Origin of the sequence: Bradyrhizobium sp. BRP20 (assembly GCF_020194215.1) — a bacterium.
In the GTDB taxonomy this organism is placed as follows: Bacteria; Pseudomonadota; Alphaproteobacteria; order Rhizobiales; family Xanthobacteraceae; genus Bradyrhizobium; species Bradyrhizobium yuanmingense.
The window spans coordinates 691,177-704,931 of record NZ_JADYVY010000002.1 but is presented as its reverse complement, the minus strand read 5'-3'; the positions used below and the strand labels follow the sequence as shown (position 1 = coordinate 704,931).

The window sequence follows — 13,755 nt, the reverse complement described above, 5'->3', positions numbered from 1 at the left end:
TCCCGCGGGCGCCTTGCACTCGTCATTCAATTGAATTACCTTGGACGTATCGCTTCGGAGAAAGTAAAGAAAGTAACATGGCCGCAAATGCCCTTGTTCAGACCCGCATCGACGCCGAAGTCCGTGATCGCGCCTCGGCCGTCCTTGAGGAGATGGGGCTAACGGTGTCGGACGCGGTCCGCATCCTGCTCACCCGGACTGCCAATGAGGGCGCGCTACCGCTCGAGCTCCTCACGAACGGCAAGGCTCATGACGCCTGGTTTCGCGCGAAGGTTCTGGAGGCGCTGAACGATACCCGGCCCGATACCTCCGACGAACAGGCTGAAGCGCATTTCGCAAAGCGGCGGGCGGCGGCTCGGCGCAGGGCGGATGAACCAAAGTCGTGAAGCTCGTCTGGTCCGCGTTCGCGCTGTCGGACCGCGACGGCATCTTCACCCACATCGTCGCTGAAAATCCTCGGGCAGCCATAGCGCTCGACGAGAGGATCGCTGCCGCTGCGCATCGACTTGTCGAGTTTCCCGAAAGTGGGCGCCTGGCCGTGTCGCCGGCACACGCGAGCTCGTCATTGTCGGCACTCCCTACGTCGCGGCCTATACCGTAACGGAAAGCTCGATCCGGATATTGCGCGTCCTGCACGGCGCCCAGAAGTGGCCCGATGAGCTTCCCTAAGATTGAGGCTGCGGAAAGCTGTCAGGGCTCCATGAACTGACAGCGCGTAGGATGGAGCGAAACCCATCGAGCGCCTCGTTACGAAACATGATGGGTTTCGCAAGTGCTCTACCCATCCCACGAGCTAATCCAAGTTGCCTTGGGCCTCCTGATCTGCATTCATCAACTTGCATTGGTCTCTCAACGCAAACCGGTGGCTTGAATGAAAACCGCACTTGTCTTCGGCGCATCCGGCTTCATCGGCTCGCATTTGCTGCGCGATCTCTTGGACAGTCCGGACTATTCGCGGGTTGTGGCGGTGGCCCGCAAGCCGCTGGCGGTGAGCGATGCGAAGCTCACGGTGCTGATCGGCGATCTCGCTTCCCTGCCCGCACTTAAATCCCAATTGGTTGCGGACGAGATCTTCATCGCGCTGGGGACGACGCGCAAGCACACGCCTGACGAGGCCGAGTACTACAAGATCGATCATGATTATCCGGTGTTGGCAGCCGAGATTGCCAGGGCGAATGGCGCGCGGTCGGTGTTTCTGGTCACAGCCGTTGGCGCCAACGCCGCTTCCAGCGTGTTCTATCTCAGGACCAAGGGCGAAGTTGAACGGGACATTCTCTCGCTCGATTTCGAGCACACGCATATTTTCCGCCCCTCAATGATCCTCGGCGCGCGCGACGAGGATCGCCCGCGTGAACGCCTCATCGCCGCGATATGGGGCGTGCTCAATCCGCTGCTCCTCGGTCCCGCCGACCGGTATCGCGGGCTCACCGGCAACGACATCGCGCACGCCATCGCCCAAGCCGCGCGGGGCATCAAACCGGGAAGGTGCGCATCTATCATTGGAAAGAGATGGCGGAGCTGCTTCGAACGTGATGCAGATCAAGCCCAACCGGCGCGCTTTGCGCCGCAATATTCAACGCGGTCAGTGGATTCACAACGCTGCTCGGCTGCTGGCGCACGCAGTCAGCTAGGTGTTGGACTGAAGACAGTCTCAGGCGCCGTATGGATCCTTCGTAGCCAGCTGATGCCTGGATTTGGGATTCTCCACCTGCGATCAGTTCGATGTATGGGGCCCACCGCCAATGAAGCCCTCTCAGGAGGGCTTCTATTTTGGTTGCAGCTTTGGAATACTACACCCTTCCATTTGATTCATTTGTAGGTTGAACATGAACGCGCACGAGATGCCTCCAGAGGAAAATCCCGACGCACTTGAAGTTCTACAAGAACCAAGGTATCGCCGCTTGTTCACTGTCGTAAACAGTGGAGCATTCCTGGCGATAATCTCTGCCGCAATAGCCGCAGGAGGTTGGTATCTCAAATCTTATAAGGAATGCACGTTGTCAGCCACTACGCTGACAGACGGGATCGTTGATAAGGCCAACAAGATTGTGACCCAACTTACTCGTCTCAAGGTTCTTTCTCACGAGTACGACGATGTCGAAAAAATATACGCCGATGCGCCTAGCCTCGCGATCATTCCCGACGACCCGACTTTGGAGAAGTTATCGAGAAGTCTCTTGCTGCAGAAATCCACGGTCGACTACATGCAGTGGATTCCGTCGATAGTTACTCAACAGGGGCTTCCTGTTGGGCCGCCTTACGTGATGAACCTATTCAAAAAGGACGGTTCGACTCAGAAGCAATCAATAGAGGATCTGCGAACAGCAATAGCTGACACCAGCGTTTTCAGATTTCTTGTACACTATCCCGAACTCAAGTCAGTTTATACGAACCAATGCGGCCCCGTTGATATGGCCAGGCGCGAATACCTAGGAGAAACTATCCCTTTGGTCGTTGGCGCGCCGCGAGATTTGCTTACAGAAGATGATTGGAAGAGTGTTGCCCTTAATTATCGGGTCTTCGATTATCAGTAGGGGGATCGATATGAAACGCTGCTGTTCTTGATTTTACCAACGGGCGCCTACGCCGAGGTCGTCAACGTGAATATCGCGGTCCCGTGGACCTCAAACCCTTCACTTGCCACGACGCGAAGAACCAGTATCCTTCTGAAGGATACCGACTAACACTGCTGCGAGATACCGACATCGACGGTAGAGCCCTCCTTTCAGCGGAGTTTCACTGGGCTATTACGCGGAGTTTCACTGGGCTATTACAAAGCCAATATCAAGGGGTCAGGGAAGGACGGCCCTTATGATTGTCGGACACACTTATTGAACGCAGATGCTCAGCCCCGCAACCAGCTCGGTAGGATGGGTAGAGCGAAGCGAAACGCATGCGGGTCTTGTTGCGCAACAGATTTCGCAACTGCTCTGAGCTGCCAATAACAATGCCGTTGAGAACTCTGCCGCTTAAAAGTCGGGGCAGTTCCAGCTAAACGTTGGCCGGTGTAAGACTTCCTCTTTCAGGAGGGAAGATGCCAGTCTACGACCTCTATTCAAAACGCAAGGCGCGCGAAAGCCGCAGCCAGCCGGACGTCTATAAATACGATCATATCCCATACGGCCTGAAAATTCAGATCAAACATATTTGGGACGATGCAATCGGTGTGCCCTACCATACACGCGGACGCCGTGGCGACGATCAGATTTTTCAATGCTATTTACGGTATCGCTCAGGTCCTACGCCGCGAATTCAGCGTCATGGACACTGACCCCGAACGTCGATCGGTTTTCGAAGAGTGACTCATATCAAGACGTTCGGGATTGGTTTGAACGTGAAACCGATACAGATCGTCTTCTCGATGCGGTCGAGCTCTCCTTTCGTCTTATCGACGGCCATACGCGTAAATTCGAATACCTTAATCGGCAGAGGTCGGACCAGATCGCCACCGAGGCTATCGAAGAACTCAATATCCGCTTTAAGGAGCACGGCGTCGGCTATCAATTTGTCAATCGTCAGATCATTCGGATGGACTCTGAGTTTGTCCATGCCGAGGCAGTGGTCCCCTCGCTGGCCGTTCTGCGAGGAGCGGAATTCAGAAACGCGCAGGATGAATTTCTCAGTGCCTTCGATCATTACCGGCATGGAAAATATGAAGAAGCTTTGGTTGACTGTGCAAAGTCCTTCGAGAGCACGATGAAGGTCATCTGTCATAAGCGCGGATGGCCCTTTGACCCCAATCGCTCCACCGCGTCCGAGCTTGTTCGGACCTGTCTTGATAATGGTTTGATCCCCTCATATTGGGAGAACCATTTCACCGGCGTGAGAAACATCCTTTCATCGGGCATTCCCACCGCTCGCAACCGTCAAGGGGGCCATGGGGCGGGAACACTGCCGGATAATGAACCGCCCGAGGAGTTGGTGTCCTACGTGCTGCACATGACTGCTTCAACTATTCTCTTCCTCAGCGAGGCTGAAAAGAAATTGCCTTAGTAGCGGCGCCCTTACTTCGGACCCTGACCGAGCAAGCAGGCTAATGCCCTCCGTGGAAGATCGCTGCAATCGCCAACCCGATACGAACGATGAAATACCAAGGGCCTCGCTCGCGACCGCTGGGCGGCCGCGCCGAGGGCATTACCTCGACTTCCTCGATAATGGTGATCTTGCGGGTACGTTTCATCAGGGCACACCTTTTGGTAGCGAGAACCGATGTCTCGCGGGATTGACAGGGCGCCTGGGGGGAGCGAGAACCTCAGTTGTTCAGGCGGAGAGTCCTTCGGGATCTCCACCCCAGGCGTCAGGCGATTCACCTCGCCTGGCGCCATTTTAATGTTTTCGGATTCGGTACGAAGCCGGGCCTATACGGATGCCGGTCACGTCCCGGTGAGACAGCACAAACTCACGGCCAACCAATATCACTGGGTTCGCGTGCGCGCGTAGCTGCGTCTGAGTTATCCGGGATATTCGTCCTGTCCACAGCTAAGGGAATGCGGTGGTTTTCCCCACTCATTCTCGACCACTCTCTTGACAGTTACCGAACGCCCCGCCTTCGGCGCCATGCCTCCCCCCGCCCGAGGGCTCAAGAGGGGTGCGGCCACAGTCAGGGGCTCGACTAACTACCGCCTCCAAACTCCGCAATAGCGCCATCAAAACAAAGCGAGTTTTACCCGCACGTCAGCGGCACGTATGGCAGTGCCCCCGCTGCATTTTCCTGCTATTTCCTACCCCCGCCGTCCCGGCCCAACACAAAACCCTCCGTCCGTTCCAGGGAGCAACAACCATGCGATACCTCCACACTATGCTGCGCGTGCGCAATCTCGATGTCGCGCTGAAGTTTTACCAGGATGCGCTGGGCTTGAAGGAGGTGCGGCGGATCGAGAACGACAAGGGGCGGTTCACGCTGGTGTTCCTGTGCTCGGCGGACGATCTCGAGGCACTGAAGAAACAGCCGCCGACGCGCGGGGCGCCGCTGGTCGAGCTCACCTACAATTGGGACGAGGAGAAGTATGGCGAGGATCGCTTCTTCGGCCATCTCGCCTACGAGGTCGACGACATCTACGCCACCTGCGAGAAGCTGATGAAGGCGGGCGTCACCATCAACCGTCCGCCGCGCGACGGCAACATGGCCTTTGTCCGCTCGCCGGACCTGCACTCGATCGAGCTGCTGCAGAAGGGCGATCCGAAGCCGCCGCAGGAGCCGTGGGCGTCGATGCCGAACACCGGCCACTGGTAACGGCGCCGGCCGGAACAAGGCCCCTCGCCCGGCGTTCTCCTTTCACGAAACCGATTTGGAGGAGGATGCGATGGCGAGAGGGCTGTTGCTTTGGATGCTTGGCGTGCCGATCCCGGTGATCATTCTGTTGTGGCTGTTCTTCGGCCGCTGAGCGTCGGTTTGAACTTTGCAAGGAAAGCTCCGCCGCGTGCGGAGCTTTTTGCATGACGGACGCGATGCAATCGCGCATCGCTCCGCGCGCCGAATTCCGCTATCACCCGCAGCGAGGTGGATCTGTAGCCCGGATGGAGCGCAAGCGTAATCCGGGACTGTCAGCCCTGGATTGCGCTTCGCTCCATCCAGGCTACGACACCGAACAATGCCGCGGGAGACGCTTCATGGCCGATACCAAGCTGACGATCTGGGGCCGCGCCAATTCGGTCAACGTGCAGAAGGTGCTGTGGTGCTGCACCGAGCTTGGCCTGGCTTACGAGCGCATCGATGCCGGCATGCAATACGGCAAGACGCGCGAGGCCGAATATCTGGCGATGAATCCGAACGCGCGGATTCCGACGCTGGTCGAGGGCGACTTCGTGCTGTGGGAATCCAATTCGATCATGCGCTACCTCTGCATGGCGCATGGCCGCGGCACGCCGATCTATCCCGAGGCGCCGAAGCAGCGCGCCTCGGTCGACCGCTGGCTCGACTGGACGCTGGCGACGGTGCAGCCGGTCGACCGCCCGGTATTCTGGGGCATCGTGCGCACCGCGCCCGCCGAGCGCGATATGATCCAGGTGCAGCGCGATGCCGATGCTGCCGCCGAGGTCTGGGCCATCGCCGACCGCCTGCTCGCCACGCGCCGCTTCATCGAGGGCGATGCGTTCACGCTCGCCGACATCGCGGTCGGATCCTATGCGCGGCGCTGGCTCGGGGTCGAAGGCATCAGCCGGCCGGCCCAGCCGCACCTGACGCGCTGGCTCGCCGAGCTCGGCAAGCGGCCCGGATTTGCGCAATTCGTCGCACCGCCGATGTCGTGAACCCCTCGCGCGCCTTAAGCTGCGGCGATCGCGCGGGGAATCCTCGTTCCGGCGCGCTTCCCGCGGCGTCACCGCCGCGCTTGACGGCTACTGTGCATGGGGTTGTTTTCGCGGTTTTGTTTCAGGCTTTAGCGCCAGCCGCGCTCGACCAGCAGCACGACGACGATCAGCACCAGAGTCACGGCAGCCGTGGCGAGCCGCGCGGTCCAGCTGAGGCCGCGGCCGACCCACCACAGCAGCGCGCAATACATCAGCACGGGAACGATGATGTCGAGCCGCACCAGATCCGCGGGCATGGGCTTCAGCGCCGGATGCCAGCGTCGACGCTGGTCGAGCCACCGAGCTTGACGCAGGTCCCGGTGCCCTCGGCCATCACGAAGCCCCGGCCGTAGGCGGCGCAGGCGCCTGCCCTCACCTTGCCGGCCGTGCTGCCGTTCAGCGGCAGCACCTTGCCCGCCTGTGGCGGCTCGGCAGGCGGCAGGCGCAGGCTCTCAGCCGCAGTCGCGGACGTGGCCAGCAAGGAGAGCAGGATGAGGAGCTGCGTGCGCATCGCCGCCTTGTAGCCCGGACCGGACCCGCGCGCCATCGGACCGTCCGCAGCTAGAGGAACTTGACGCCGGCCGACTTGCCGCGGCGCCAGACCACTTGGCAGCTCCGCCCGGTGCGCGCATCGCGTGCGAAGGCCATCCGGATCACGCCGGGAAGCTGGCTCGCGTCCTCGTCGAGGGTGATCCTGGCGCCCGAATCCGAGATGTCCTGAACCAGGCAGTGCCGCGCGGCAAAGCCGCCGTCCAGCGTGATCCAGGCGTGCTGCGACAGCAGCTTGCGGGCTGCGCGCTTCTTCGGCGGTGGCATCGGCAAAATCTCCCCGTCCAGCGCTACGTAGGGAACGCTAACAAACCGTTGAAATCGCCTCCGAATGATCCCGCGCCCCGGGGCTATCCACCGGGCCGGAAAGACCGTTCCCGAACGGCTTGCCCGGGAGCGCAAAGGCCACTATACGTTCGCCCGCTGCAAGCCGCCGGGCCCTGTTCGGCCGGCCAGCGGCCGTGCCGGGAAAACGGCAGGGCCCTGCGTTTGCTCCCTTCGTCTATCGGTTAGGACGCCACCCTTTCACGGTGGAGAGAGCGGTTCGATTCCGCTAGGGAGCGCCAGCAAAATCAATCACTCAAAGATCCACTCTGCCGCCGTGTCCAACGTGTGGCCAATAAACCCGTGCGAACACCCATGGACGTGGGGCTCGATCGCCGCCCCGCTTCGCGAGCGTGAACCGGCGGGCCATCGTGCTTACCGCCTGAGCCCGGGGCGGTGCGTCATCAGCCGCGGCCGGTCGCGCCTCCTGTGCAACCTGCGGTCGCCGCGAGGCAAGCCGCCGGCATCGCTCATTTATTTTTGTCGAAGCAGCCAGCGGCTACCCTGTTGCCGATTGAGTAGCAATCAGGAGGATTGGGCTTTGTGACCACGTGCTGGGGCGTTTCAACTCGTGGGCTCGACCACCCCCAAAGCACAGCAAGCAGGGCCAGACCCCCGAGGATCGCGAGTGCAACCATTTCAGGCGTGACGAGAGCGGGGCGCCGACAGAGCCCCTGGGGTGCAATCTGCTTCAACGAACACAACTCTGAACTGTAATAATCTAAACTGTAATAAAAATATCATATGTTAATTCCGGTTCCATTGCAAATGGCAGTTGTTCCACGCAGAAATGCCTGAAACGAACGGCCCGCCAGCGTGAACCGGCGGGCCCTGCTCAATGGTGCTTCATTGGTCGCGCTCCGCCAGGATGCGGTTGATCTCGGCCGTCACGATCAGCTGGTGCTCAGGCGTGAGCTGGGCATACCTCGCGAAAGGGCTCGCTCAGCCCTCTGGTGCCCTCGGCGTTCGTCGATCATCCTCTTGAGGCCCCTTAGATCGCCGTCGAGTATCCAGTCGACGTTGATCCCGTGCTTCCGGCAGTAGTCGCACAGCTCGGCGCCGACCTTCGGAGCTCGTTCCAATCCCCATTCGATCGCGAGCCACAACAGGCGCCGGTTGTTGTTCTGCGCTGACGACGCGCCGTCGGCGTCGAGCCGCCCCCAACGGTGTCCGGAGGCGTAGCCGCCGACGCTTGGCGGCGTTGCGGCGCCGCGTGATGCCAGCGCGGGTGATGGGCTTCTCCTTTGCCACTGCGCGCGGATCTTCCTGAGCTTCGTTTGTGCCTTGTCGATGTCTATTTTTACGGAGGTGGGACGGCCATGGACCTATTCTCATCTCTTTCACGGTGGAGTGAGCGGTTCGATTCCGCTAGGGAGCGCCAGAGGCGCAAGCCGCCGCGGCAGCATGAACCTCCTCGCCCCTCGTCTCCGACCAATGTCAGGTCGAAACCGGTCGAGGCCCATGCCGCAGCTCAAAGCCGACATTGCAGACGCATCGCAGATGCCGGCGCTTCCCACATGGCTGCGCCACCCGCGCCAGCATGCGCCGGACCGGCGCGCCAAGATGCTGGCGCACATGGCCCACCTCCAATCACTGCCCGAGCGCCAAGCGGCGTTGACGCCGCCCTCGCCGGAGCGGTCAGGCCAGGCCGTCGCTGACATTCTCGGCGATGCCTTCGGCTACATCGTGCTGTTCGGTGTCATCGCCCTGCTCTTCCATTCGCGCGTTCCGCTCTACCTCGGTGCCTTTCTCTTCCTGACCGATGGCGAGCGCATCGAAAGCGCGCTGGCAAGCATCGGTATCCGCCTCGAGCCCGAAATGATCGGCCAAGACCTCGTCAAGCGCTTTGTATTCTGGTTCGGATGGTTCGCGTTGCTCGGCCCCCTGAATGCCTCGGTTCCCGCCTGGCTCGCGTCTTGGCTGCCTCCGACCCAGTCATGGTCTTCCCTGGCCGGCATTGCCATTCTGCTCGCCCTCGTCGAAGCATTGACCGGGCTCGCGCTGCGGCGCGCATTGCCGCGCCTGCGATGGGAGATCCGTCCGAACGGACTGATATGGACGATGATCCAGTTCGCCTTTGCCGCATTGGCTATCCTGGTGCTGTTCGGACCTCGCTAGCCGTCGCTTATGCCGCGCTTCCCGCTGCTCTGCCGACCCGCGCCATTTACCGAAAATTCACCCCAGCTATTAGGCAGCAGTATCATTTGCTTAGAATTTGCTCGCTACCGTGGAACTACGGCAATCACCCGAACCCCCGGTCAGCGCTCATGTCCGTCGCAGACTTCCTGAGGCAGCGAGCAGTGGACGTTGCGGTCAGCGGCAGCTACTCGCTGCCGCGCTGGTATGATTGCGAGGGCAAGCTCCGCAGCTTCGCCTGCCGGACCAAGCGCGTCTCGCCGTTCCGGATGATCGTGGATGTGCCGGTGGTCGGCAAGGTCGGCGAGCGCTTGACCTCCTACTTCGAGGATTTCGGCGAATTCCAGGGCACCATCAGCGCGACGCTGAAGGCTGGCTTCCTGATGGAGCTCGAGATGACGCGGGCGCGGCGCGTCTGGATGTCGGAAAAGCTGACATGGCTCGAGAAGAAGCAGAAGGATGCCAGCGTTCGGGAGCTGCGGCGTGACGCGCGTTTCGTTCCGCAAGTCTCGCACACCGTGCTGACCCTCGCGGACGGCAGCTGCCATCCGTGCTTCATCATCGACGTCTCGACGGCCGGCGTCGCGGTGTCCTCCGAGTATGATCCGGTGGTCGGAACCCCGCTTGCGGTCGGCGCCTGTGTCGGGCGGGTGATCCGCAAGTTCGAGCACGGCTTTGCGGTCAAATTCGCCGAAAAGCTGGACCGGGACGACCTCGTCCGCCTGATCGTCCGCGCGCCCTTGCTGAAGTCGGCCTGAATTTCGCCGCCCTATAGCGGCCCCAATGCCGGATCAGCTTTTGCAGGTCTGTGCCTCGGGCCGGACGTCATTTTGCAGACTTGCGATCGGGGGACCGAATGGCAGTCGACAAGATCACCTGGGACAGGGTCGGCCGGGTCACCGAGCCCGGACGCTACATGTACACGTTCGGTTGGCTCACCATCACCGCCGGCGATCTCGAAATCTGGAAACGATACCCGCGCGCCGCGTTCACGCTGCTGGCGCAGCGTTCCGGGTCACATGAGTCCGCTGGCGAGGAATTCCATCTCGGCGCCTTCGACGTCGCACCCGACGCGCCGCCCGCGATCACGACGCACTGACTAGACAAGGCCAGCAGCCGGCACGCTGCGCAGATGCGCCAGGAATCGAGGAATCCCGCGCATTTCCTTGAGCTCGCTTGCAAATCTCGATCCGCAGCGCACCGGGCAATCGTTGCGGTGACTGGCGAGCTTCTGCCATCATGCGATTGATTGCGCTCGTATTCTACTCCCCACAATGAGCCCGGATGAACGGCAGCTGTCGCGCACCTTCAGGGAGCCGACAGCCGGCGCATGACACATGGTCGCATCGGAGAACGTAGATAAGCGGATCAAGGGAACTTATTTTCGGCGCCAATGTACCTGATCGAAGCGCTCCCCACCGTCGTTGGAACTGCCGCTATCGCCCCGGCGCTGCTGTTGCTCTGGCTCGTCATCGCTGCCGAGGAACGCCCGGGGCCGCCGGCCCAGGTCTGGACCGCATTCCTGTTAGGGGCGGCGAGCATTTCGCTCCTGGGCCTCGCCCGCGCCCCCTTCGCCAAGATGATCGCCGCCCCCGACGATCCCTGGGCGGCGCTGGCGATGCATTCGATCTTCGGCGTCGCGCTGCCCGAGGAAGCCGTCAAGGTGCTCGCCATCGTGCTGGTCTCCTCGACCAAGCGACGCACCTTTGCCAATCCGATGGACACCGTGGTCTACGGCGCCGCGGTCGGCCTCGGCTTCGCCGCCTACGAGAATCTCGCCTATCTGGTCCAGCACGCCGACATGTGGCGCTCGCTTGCCGCGCTGCGCAGCGTCCTGACCGTGCCGTTCCACGGCGCGCTCGGCATCATCGCCGGCGCCTACCTGACCATCGCGCGCGCCGGCACGGCGCTTGGCGCAAACCGCCACCATCGCGATTGGGCCCGTCTTTCCAGCCGGCTGTTGATCTTCGGTGGCCCGCTCGCGCTTCATACGGCCTTCGACTTCCCGCTGCTGACGCTCCAGCGCATGCCCGATCTCGATCCGACACTCCGCATGTGGTTGGGCGCTGCAAGCCTGTTGATCGGCTTCGGCTCGATCGCCTTCGCCATCCGCCTGGTCCGGCGCGTCGCGCGCCACCACGCGCCGCGAACCGATGTCGCGCGCGAGCGGCTCAGCCAGCTGCGCCGGATGTGGGCGCTGCTGCTCGCCGGCGGCGGCATCGGGTTCGTCGGGCTCGCCTTCGTCCTGACCTCGATCCATCACTGGCTGATCAACCCCGAGCGCAACCTGACGCTGGCGCTGATTCCGATCGGTTTCGTCTCGATCCTGCTCGGCCTTGCGCTTCTGATTGTCACATCGGCTATCTACATTCTCGGCCGCAACCGCATTCGCACCAACGCGGAAGGCTTTTCGTCGGCGCCCGGCGGCACTTGATCCAACGCATGGCGAACGCGCGACAGGCCCACTAGATTGGGACGCAATCCTCTCGTTCCGGAGCCAGACGATGACATCGCCCGAGGAATTTGCCCGCCTCCAATCCGAGATGAACCAGGCGGTCAAGGCGCACTGGAAGGCTTTTCTGTTCGAAGGGATCCTGCTTGCCGTCCTCGGCATTGCCGCGCTCGTCCTGCCGCCGCTCGCCAGCCTTGCGACCGCGATCTTCCTCGGCTGGATGTTCCTGATCGGCGGCATCGGCGGACTGATCGCGACCTATTGGGCGCGCAGCACGCCGGGCTTCTGGTGGTCGCTGATCTCGGCTGCGCTCGCTGTGCTCACCGGCCTGCTGCTGCTGGCCCGGCCGATGCAGGCCGTGCTGACGCTGACCATCGTGCTCGGCGCCTATTTCCTCGCCGAGGGCGTCGCCACCATCATGTACGCGCTAGAGCACCGCCGTGAGCTCAGCGGCCGCTGGTCGTGGCTGCTGATCTCGGGCCTCGTCGACATCGCGATCTCGTTCATGGTGATCACGGGACTGCCGAGCTCGGCGGAGTGGGCCATTGGCGTCCTCGTCGGCATCAACCTGCTGTTCGGCGGCGCCACCCTGATCGGCATGGCGCTGGCGGCACGCAATGGCAACACCTGAGGCGCCTCGTCGCTCCACATTCTGATTGGGGGGTGACAAGGCGCCAGCGGCACGCTATATGGCCTTTCCATGATCACCGTCGCCACCAGCTATTTTTGGTACTTTAGCTACGACAGCTCGCTGGCGGTGGGAGGATCGCGCTCAATCTGAAACATTGCAGCAAACGTCCGAACAGCCGCCCGACCTGGCGGCTTTTTTATTGCCGGCAGGTTCTAGAACAGACAGGAGCCCGCCGTGCTGAGCACGACCGACGATCTTCGTATCCGCGAACTGAAAGAGCTGAGCACGCCGGAAGAGGTGATGCGGGAAGTCCCGCGCACGCTCACCGCGACGCGTGTGGTGATGGCCGCGCGCAACGCCATCCATGCCATCCTGAGCAATCAGGACGACCGCCTTCTGGTCGTCGTCGGCCCCTGCTCGGTGCATGATCCCAAGGCGGCGCTCGACTATGCCGAGCGGCTAGCAAAGCTTCGCGAGGATCTCGCCGATCAGCTCGAGCTCGTGATGCGGGTCTATTTCGAGAAGCCCCGCACCACGGTCGGGTGGAAGGGCCTCATCAACGATCCCGACCTCGACGGCAGCTTCGACATCAACAAGGGGCTGCGGCTCGCGCGCAACGTGCTCGCGGCGGTGAACAATCTCGGCCTGCCCGCCGGCACCGAGTTCCTCGACATGACGACGCCGCAATACATCGCCGACCTCGTCTCCTGGGCCGCGATCGGCGCGCGCACAACCGAGAGCCAGATCCATCGCGAGCTGGCGTCGGGGCTGTCCTGCCCGGTCGGCTTCAAGAACGGCACCGACGGCAATGTGCGGATCGCGGCCGACGCGGTGAAATCAGCCTCGCATCCCCATCATTTCATGGCTGTCACGAAGCTCGGCCGCTCGGCGATCGCCTCGACCGCCGGCAACGAGGACTGCCACATCATCCTGCGCGGCGGAGCTGAGCCGAACTACGACGCGGCAAGCGTTGCGTCGGCCTGCAACGAATTGACCAAATCCGGCGTTGCCCCGCTGGTGATGGTCGATGCCAGCCATGCCAATTCGAGCAAGAAGCCGGAGAACCAGCCGCTGGTGATGGCCGATATCGCCCGTCAGATCTCGGGCGGCGAGAGCCGCATCATGGGCGTGATGATCGAGAGCAACCTCGTCGCCGGCCGGCAGGATGTCGTACCGGGCAAGCCGCTCACTTATGGGCAGAGCATCACGGACGGTTGCATTGACTGGGCAACGACGTCGAAGACGCTCGAGCAGCTCGCCGACGCGGTCGAAATCCGCCGCAACATCCGGCGCGCCGGACTGCACGAGCGATCAGCCTGACGGATGGCCGAGCTTGGGATGGCTCATTCCTCACCTCTCCCCGACGGGGAGAGGT

At 61.9% G+C, this 13,755-nt stretch carries 17 protein-coding genes, 1 tRNA gene and 1 pseudogene; 15 read left to right on the top strand and 4 right to left on the bottom strand.

The genetic code is table 11. The features are described from left to right. Positions 1–77 precede the first annotated feature (77 nt). From I6F33_RS08050 to I6F33_RS08025, 6 genes and pseudogenes are all read left to right on the top strand, one after another. Positions 78–386: a type II toxin-antitoxin system RelB/DinJ family antitoxin gene (locus tag I6F33_RS08050; RefSeq protein WP_225113584.1), complete on the top strand. Its 309-nt coding sequence runs from the start codon at positions 78–80 to the stop codon at positions 384–386. Then, positions 383–669: pseudogene (locus tag I6F33_RS08045) on the top strand (type II toxin-antitoxin system RelE/ParE family toxin). Before I6F33_RS08050 ends, I6F33_RS08045 begins: the two are co-directional and overlap by 4 nt. Before the next feature lie 202 nt (positions 670–871). Beyond that, positions 872–1,819, top strand: coding sequence for an NAD-dependent epimerase/dehydratase family protein (locus I6F33_RS08040; RefSeq protein ID WP_225125493.1), 948 nt, complete (start codon positions 872–874; stop codon positions 1,817–1,819). A 7-nt stretch (positions 1,820–1,826) separates the two neighbouring features. Then, positions 1,827–2,534, top strand: a complete 708-nt coding sequence (locus I6F33_RS08035; RefSeq protein ID WP_225141861.1) for a hypothetical protein — start codon at positions 1,827–1,829, stop codon at positions 2,532–2,534. A gap of 500 nt (positions 2,535–3,034) precedes the next feature. Next, on the top strand, positions 3,035–3,271 hold the full coding sequence (locus I6F33_RS08030) for a hypothetical protein (protein ID WP_225141860.1): 237 nt from the start codon (positions 3,035–3,037) through the stop codon (positions 3,269–3,271). After that, the gene (locus I6F33_RS08025; protein WP_225141858.1) at positions 3,214–3,993 is read left to right on the top strand and encodes an STM4504/CBY_0614 family protein; all 780 of its coding nucleotides are present in this window, start codon (positions 3,214–3,216) and stop codon (positions 3,991–3,993) included. The genes I6F33_RS08030 and I6F33_RS08025 overlap by 58 nt, the downstream gene beginning before the upstream one ends. A 40-nt stretch (positions 3,994–4,033) precedes the next feature. Here the strand turns inward: I6F33_RS08025 and I6F33_RS08020 are convergent, their stop codons facing one another. After that, positions 4,034–4,180: a hypothetical protein gene (locus I6F33_RS08020; RefSeq protein WP_225125497.1), complete on the bottom strand. Its 147-nt coding sequence runs from the start codon at positions 4,178–4,180 to the stop codon at positions 4,034–4,036. Between the two features lie 600 nt (positions 4,181–4,780). Between I6F33_RS08020 and I6F33_RS08015 the strand changes: the two genes are divergently transcribed. Then, positions 4,781–5,233, top strand: coding sequence for a VOC family protein (locus tag I6F33_RS08015; RefSeq protein ID WP_225113580.1), 453 nt, complete (start codon positions 4,781–4,783; stop codon positions 5,231–5,233). A 377-nt stretch (positions 5,234–5,610) separates the two neighbouring features. Further along, positions 5,611–6,249, top strand: coding sequence for a glutathione S-transferase family protein (locus I6F33_RS08010; protein ID WP_225125498.1), 639 nt, complete (start codon positions 5,611–5,613; stop codon positions 6,247–6,249). Positions 6,250–6,377: 128 nt separating this feature from the next. Here I6F33_RS08010 and I6F33_RS08005 read toward each other — a convergent pair whose 3' ends face one another. From I6F33_RS08005 to I6F33_RS07995, 3 genes are read right to left on the bottom strand one after another with little or no spacing between them, the layout of a single operon-like run. Continuing rightward, complete coding sequence (locus I6F33_RS08005) at positions 6,378–6,545, bottom strand: hypothetical protein (protein WP_036022969.1); 168 nt, start codon at positions 6,543–6,545, stop codon at positions 6,378–6,380. A gap of 5 nt (positions 6,546–6,550) precedes the next feature. Then, the gene (locus tag I6F33_RS08000; RefSeq protein WP_225126000.1) at positions 6,551–6,799 is read right to left on the bottom strand and encodes a hypothetical protein; all 249 of its coding nucleotides are present in this window, start codon (positions 6,797–6,799) and stop codon (positions 6,551–6,553) included. 50 nt (positions 6,800–6,849) lie between these two features. After that, positions 6,850–7,104 carry a PilZ domain-containing protein gene (locus tag I6F33_RS07995; protein ID WP_057029117.1) on the bottom strand — a complete coding sequence of 85 codons (255 nt, stop codon included), beginning with the start codon at positions 7,102–7,104 and terminating at the stop codon, positions 6,850–6,852. A 224-nt stretch (positions 7,105–7,328) separates the two neighbouring features. Between I6F33_RS07995 and I6F33_RS07990 the strand changes: the two genes are divergently transcribed. From I6F33_RS07990 to I6F33_RS07960, 7 genes are all read left to right on the top strand, one after another. After that, positions 7,329–7,403 (top strand) — tRNA-Glu (locus I6F33_RS07990). Positions 7,404–8,622: 1,219 nt separating this feature from the next. After that, positions 8,623–9,279: a hypothetical protein gene (locus I6F33_RS07985; RefSeq protein ID WP_225125500.1), complete on the top strand. Its 657-nt coding sequence runs from the start codon at positions 8,623–8,625 to the stop codon at positions 9,277–9,279. Between the two features lie 149 nt (positions 9,280–9,428). Next, a complete protein-coding gene (locus I6F33_RS07980; protein ID WP_225125501.1) occupies positions 9,429–10,055 on the top strand; it encodes a PilZ domain-containing protein in 627 nt (208 codons plus the stop codon). Positions 10,056–10,153: 98 nt separating this feature from the next. Beyond that, the gene (locus tag I6F33_RS07975; protein ID WP_036022964.1) at positions 10,154–10,396 is read left to right on the top strand and encodes a hypothetical protein; all 243 of its coding nucleotides are present in this window, start codon (positions 10,154–10,156) and stop codon (positions 10,394–10,396) included. A 294-nt stretch (positions 10,397–10,690) separates the two neighbouring features. Continuing rightward, positions 10,691–11,731, top strand: coding sequence for a PrsW family glutamic-type intramembrane protease (locus I6F33_RS07970; protein ID WP_035999770.1), 1,041 nt, complete (start codon positions 10,691–10,693; stop codon positions 11,729–11,731). A 70-nt stretch (positions 11,732–11,801) separates the two neighbouring features. Then, on the top strand, positions 11,802–12,380 hold the full coding sequence (locus I6F33_RS07965; RefSeq protein WP_035999772.1) for an HdeD family acid-resistance protein: 579 nt from the start codon (positions 11,802–11,804) through the stop codon (positions 12,378–12,380). Between the two features lie 234 nt (positions 12,381–12,614). Beyond that, a complete protein-coding gene (locus tag I6F33_RS07960) occupies positions 12,615–13,700 on the top strand; it encodes a 3-deoxy-7-phosphoheptulonate synthase (RefSeq protein ID WP_057029112.1) in 1,086 nt (361 codons plus the stop codon). The last annotated feature ends 55 nt before the right edge of the window (positions 13,701–13,755 follow it).

What these genes read in the sequence shown, in the direction of transcription:
- I6F33_RS08000 (WP_225126000.1), bottom strand. Translation starts at nt 6,799, where the DNA reads ATGCGCACGCAGCTCCTCATCCTGCTCTCCTTGCTGGCCACGTCCGCG.
- I6F33_RS08020 (WP_225125497.1), bottom strand. Translation starts at nt 4,180, where the DNA reads ATGAAACGTACCCGCAAGATCACCATTATCGAGGAAGTCGAGGTAATG.
- I6F33_RS08015 (WP_225113580.1), top strand. Translation starts at nt 4,781, where the DNA reads ATGCGATACCTCCACACTATGCTGCGCGTGCGCAATCTCGATGTCGCG.
- I6F33_RS08025 (WP_225141858.1), top strand. Translation starts at nt 3,214, where the DNA reads ATGCTATTTACGGTATCGCTCAGGTCCTACGCCGCGAATTCAGCGTCA.
- I6F33_RS08030 (WP_225141860.1), top strand. Translation starts at nt 3,035, where the DNA reads ATGCCAGTCTACGACCTCTATTCAAAACGCAAGGCGCGCGAAAGCCGC.
- I6F33_RS07975 (WP_036022964.1), top strand. Translation starts at nt 10,154, where the DNA reads ATGGCAGTCGACAAGATCACCTGGGACAGGGTCGGCCGGGTCACCGAG.
- I6F33_RS08040 (WP_225125493.1), top strand. Translation starts at nt 872, where the DNA reads ATGAAAACCGCACTTGTCTTCGGCGCATCCGGCTTCATCGGCTCGCAT.
- I6F33_RS08050 (WP_225113584.1), top strand. Translation starts at nt 78, where the DNA reads ATGGCCGCAAATGCCCTTGTTCAGACCCGCATCGACGCCGAAGTCCGT.
- I6F33_RS08005 (WP_036022969.1), bottom strand. Translation starts at nt 6,545, where the DNA reads ATGCCCGCGGATCTGGTGCGGCTCGACATCATCGTTCCCGTGCTGATG.
- I6F33_RS07965 (WP_035999772.1), top strand. Translation starts at nt 11,802, where the DNA reads ATGACATCGCCCGAGGAATTTGCCCGCCTCCAATCCGAGATGAACCAG.
- I6F33_RS07980 (WP_225125501.1), top strand. Translation starts at nt 9,429, where the DNA reads ATGTCCGTCGCAGACTTCCTGAGGCAGCGAGCAGTGGACGTTGCGGTC.
- I6F33_RS07995 (WP_057029117.1), bottom strand. Translation starts at nt 7,104, where the DNA reads ATGCCACCGCCGAAGAAGCGCGCAGCCCGCAAGCTGCTGTCGCAGCAC.
- I6F33_RS08010 (WP_225125498.1), top strand. Translation starts at nt 5,611, where the DNA reads ATGGCCGATACCAAGCTGACGATCTGGGGCCGCGCCAATTCGGTCAAC.
- I6F33_RS07985 (WP_225125500.1), top strand. Translation starts at nt 8,623, where the DNA reads ATGCCGCAGCTCAAAGCCGACATTGCAGACGCATCGCAGATGCCGGCG.
- I6F33_RS07970 (WP_035999770.1), top strand. Translation starts at nt 10,691, where the DNA reads ATGTACCTGATCGAAGCGCTCCCCACCGTCGTTGGAACTGCCGCTATC.
- I6F33_RS08035 (WP_225141861.1), top strand. Translation starts at nt 1,827, where the DNA reads ATGAACGCGCACGAGATGCCTCCAGAGGAAAATCCCGACGCACTTGAA.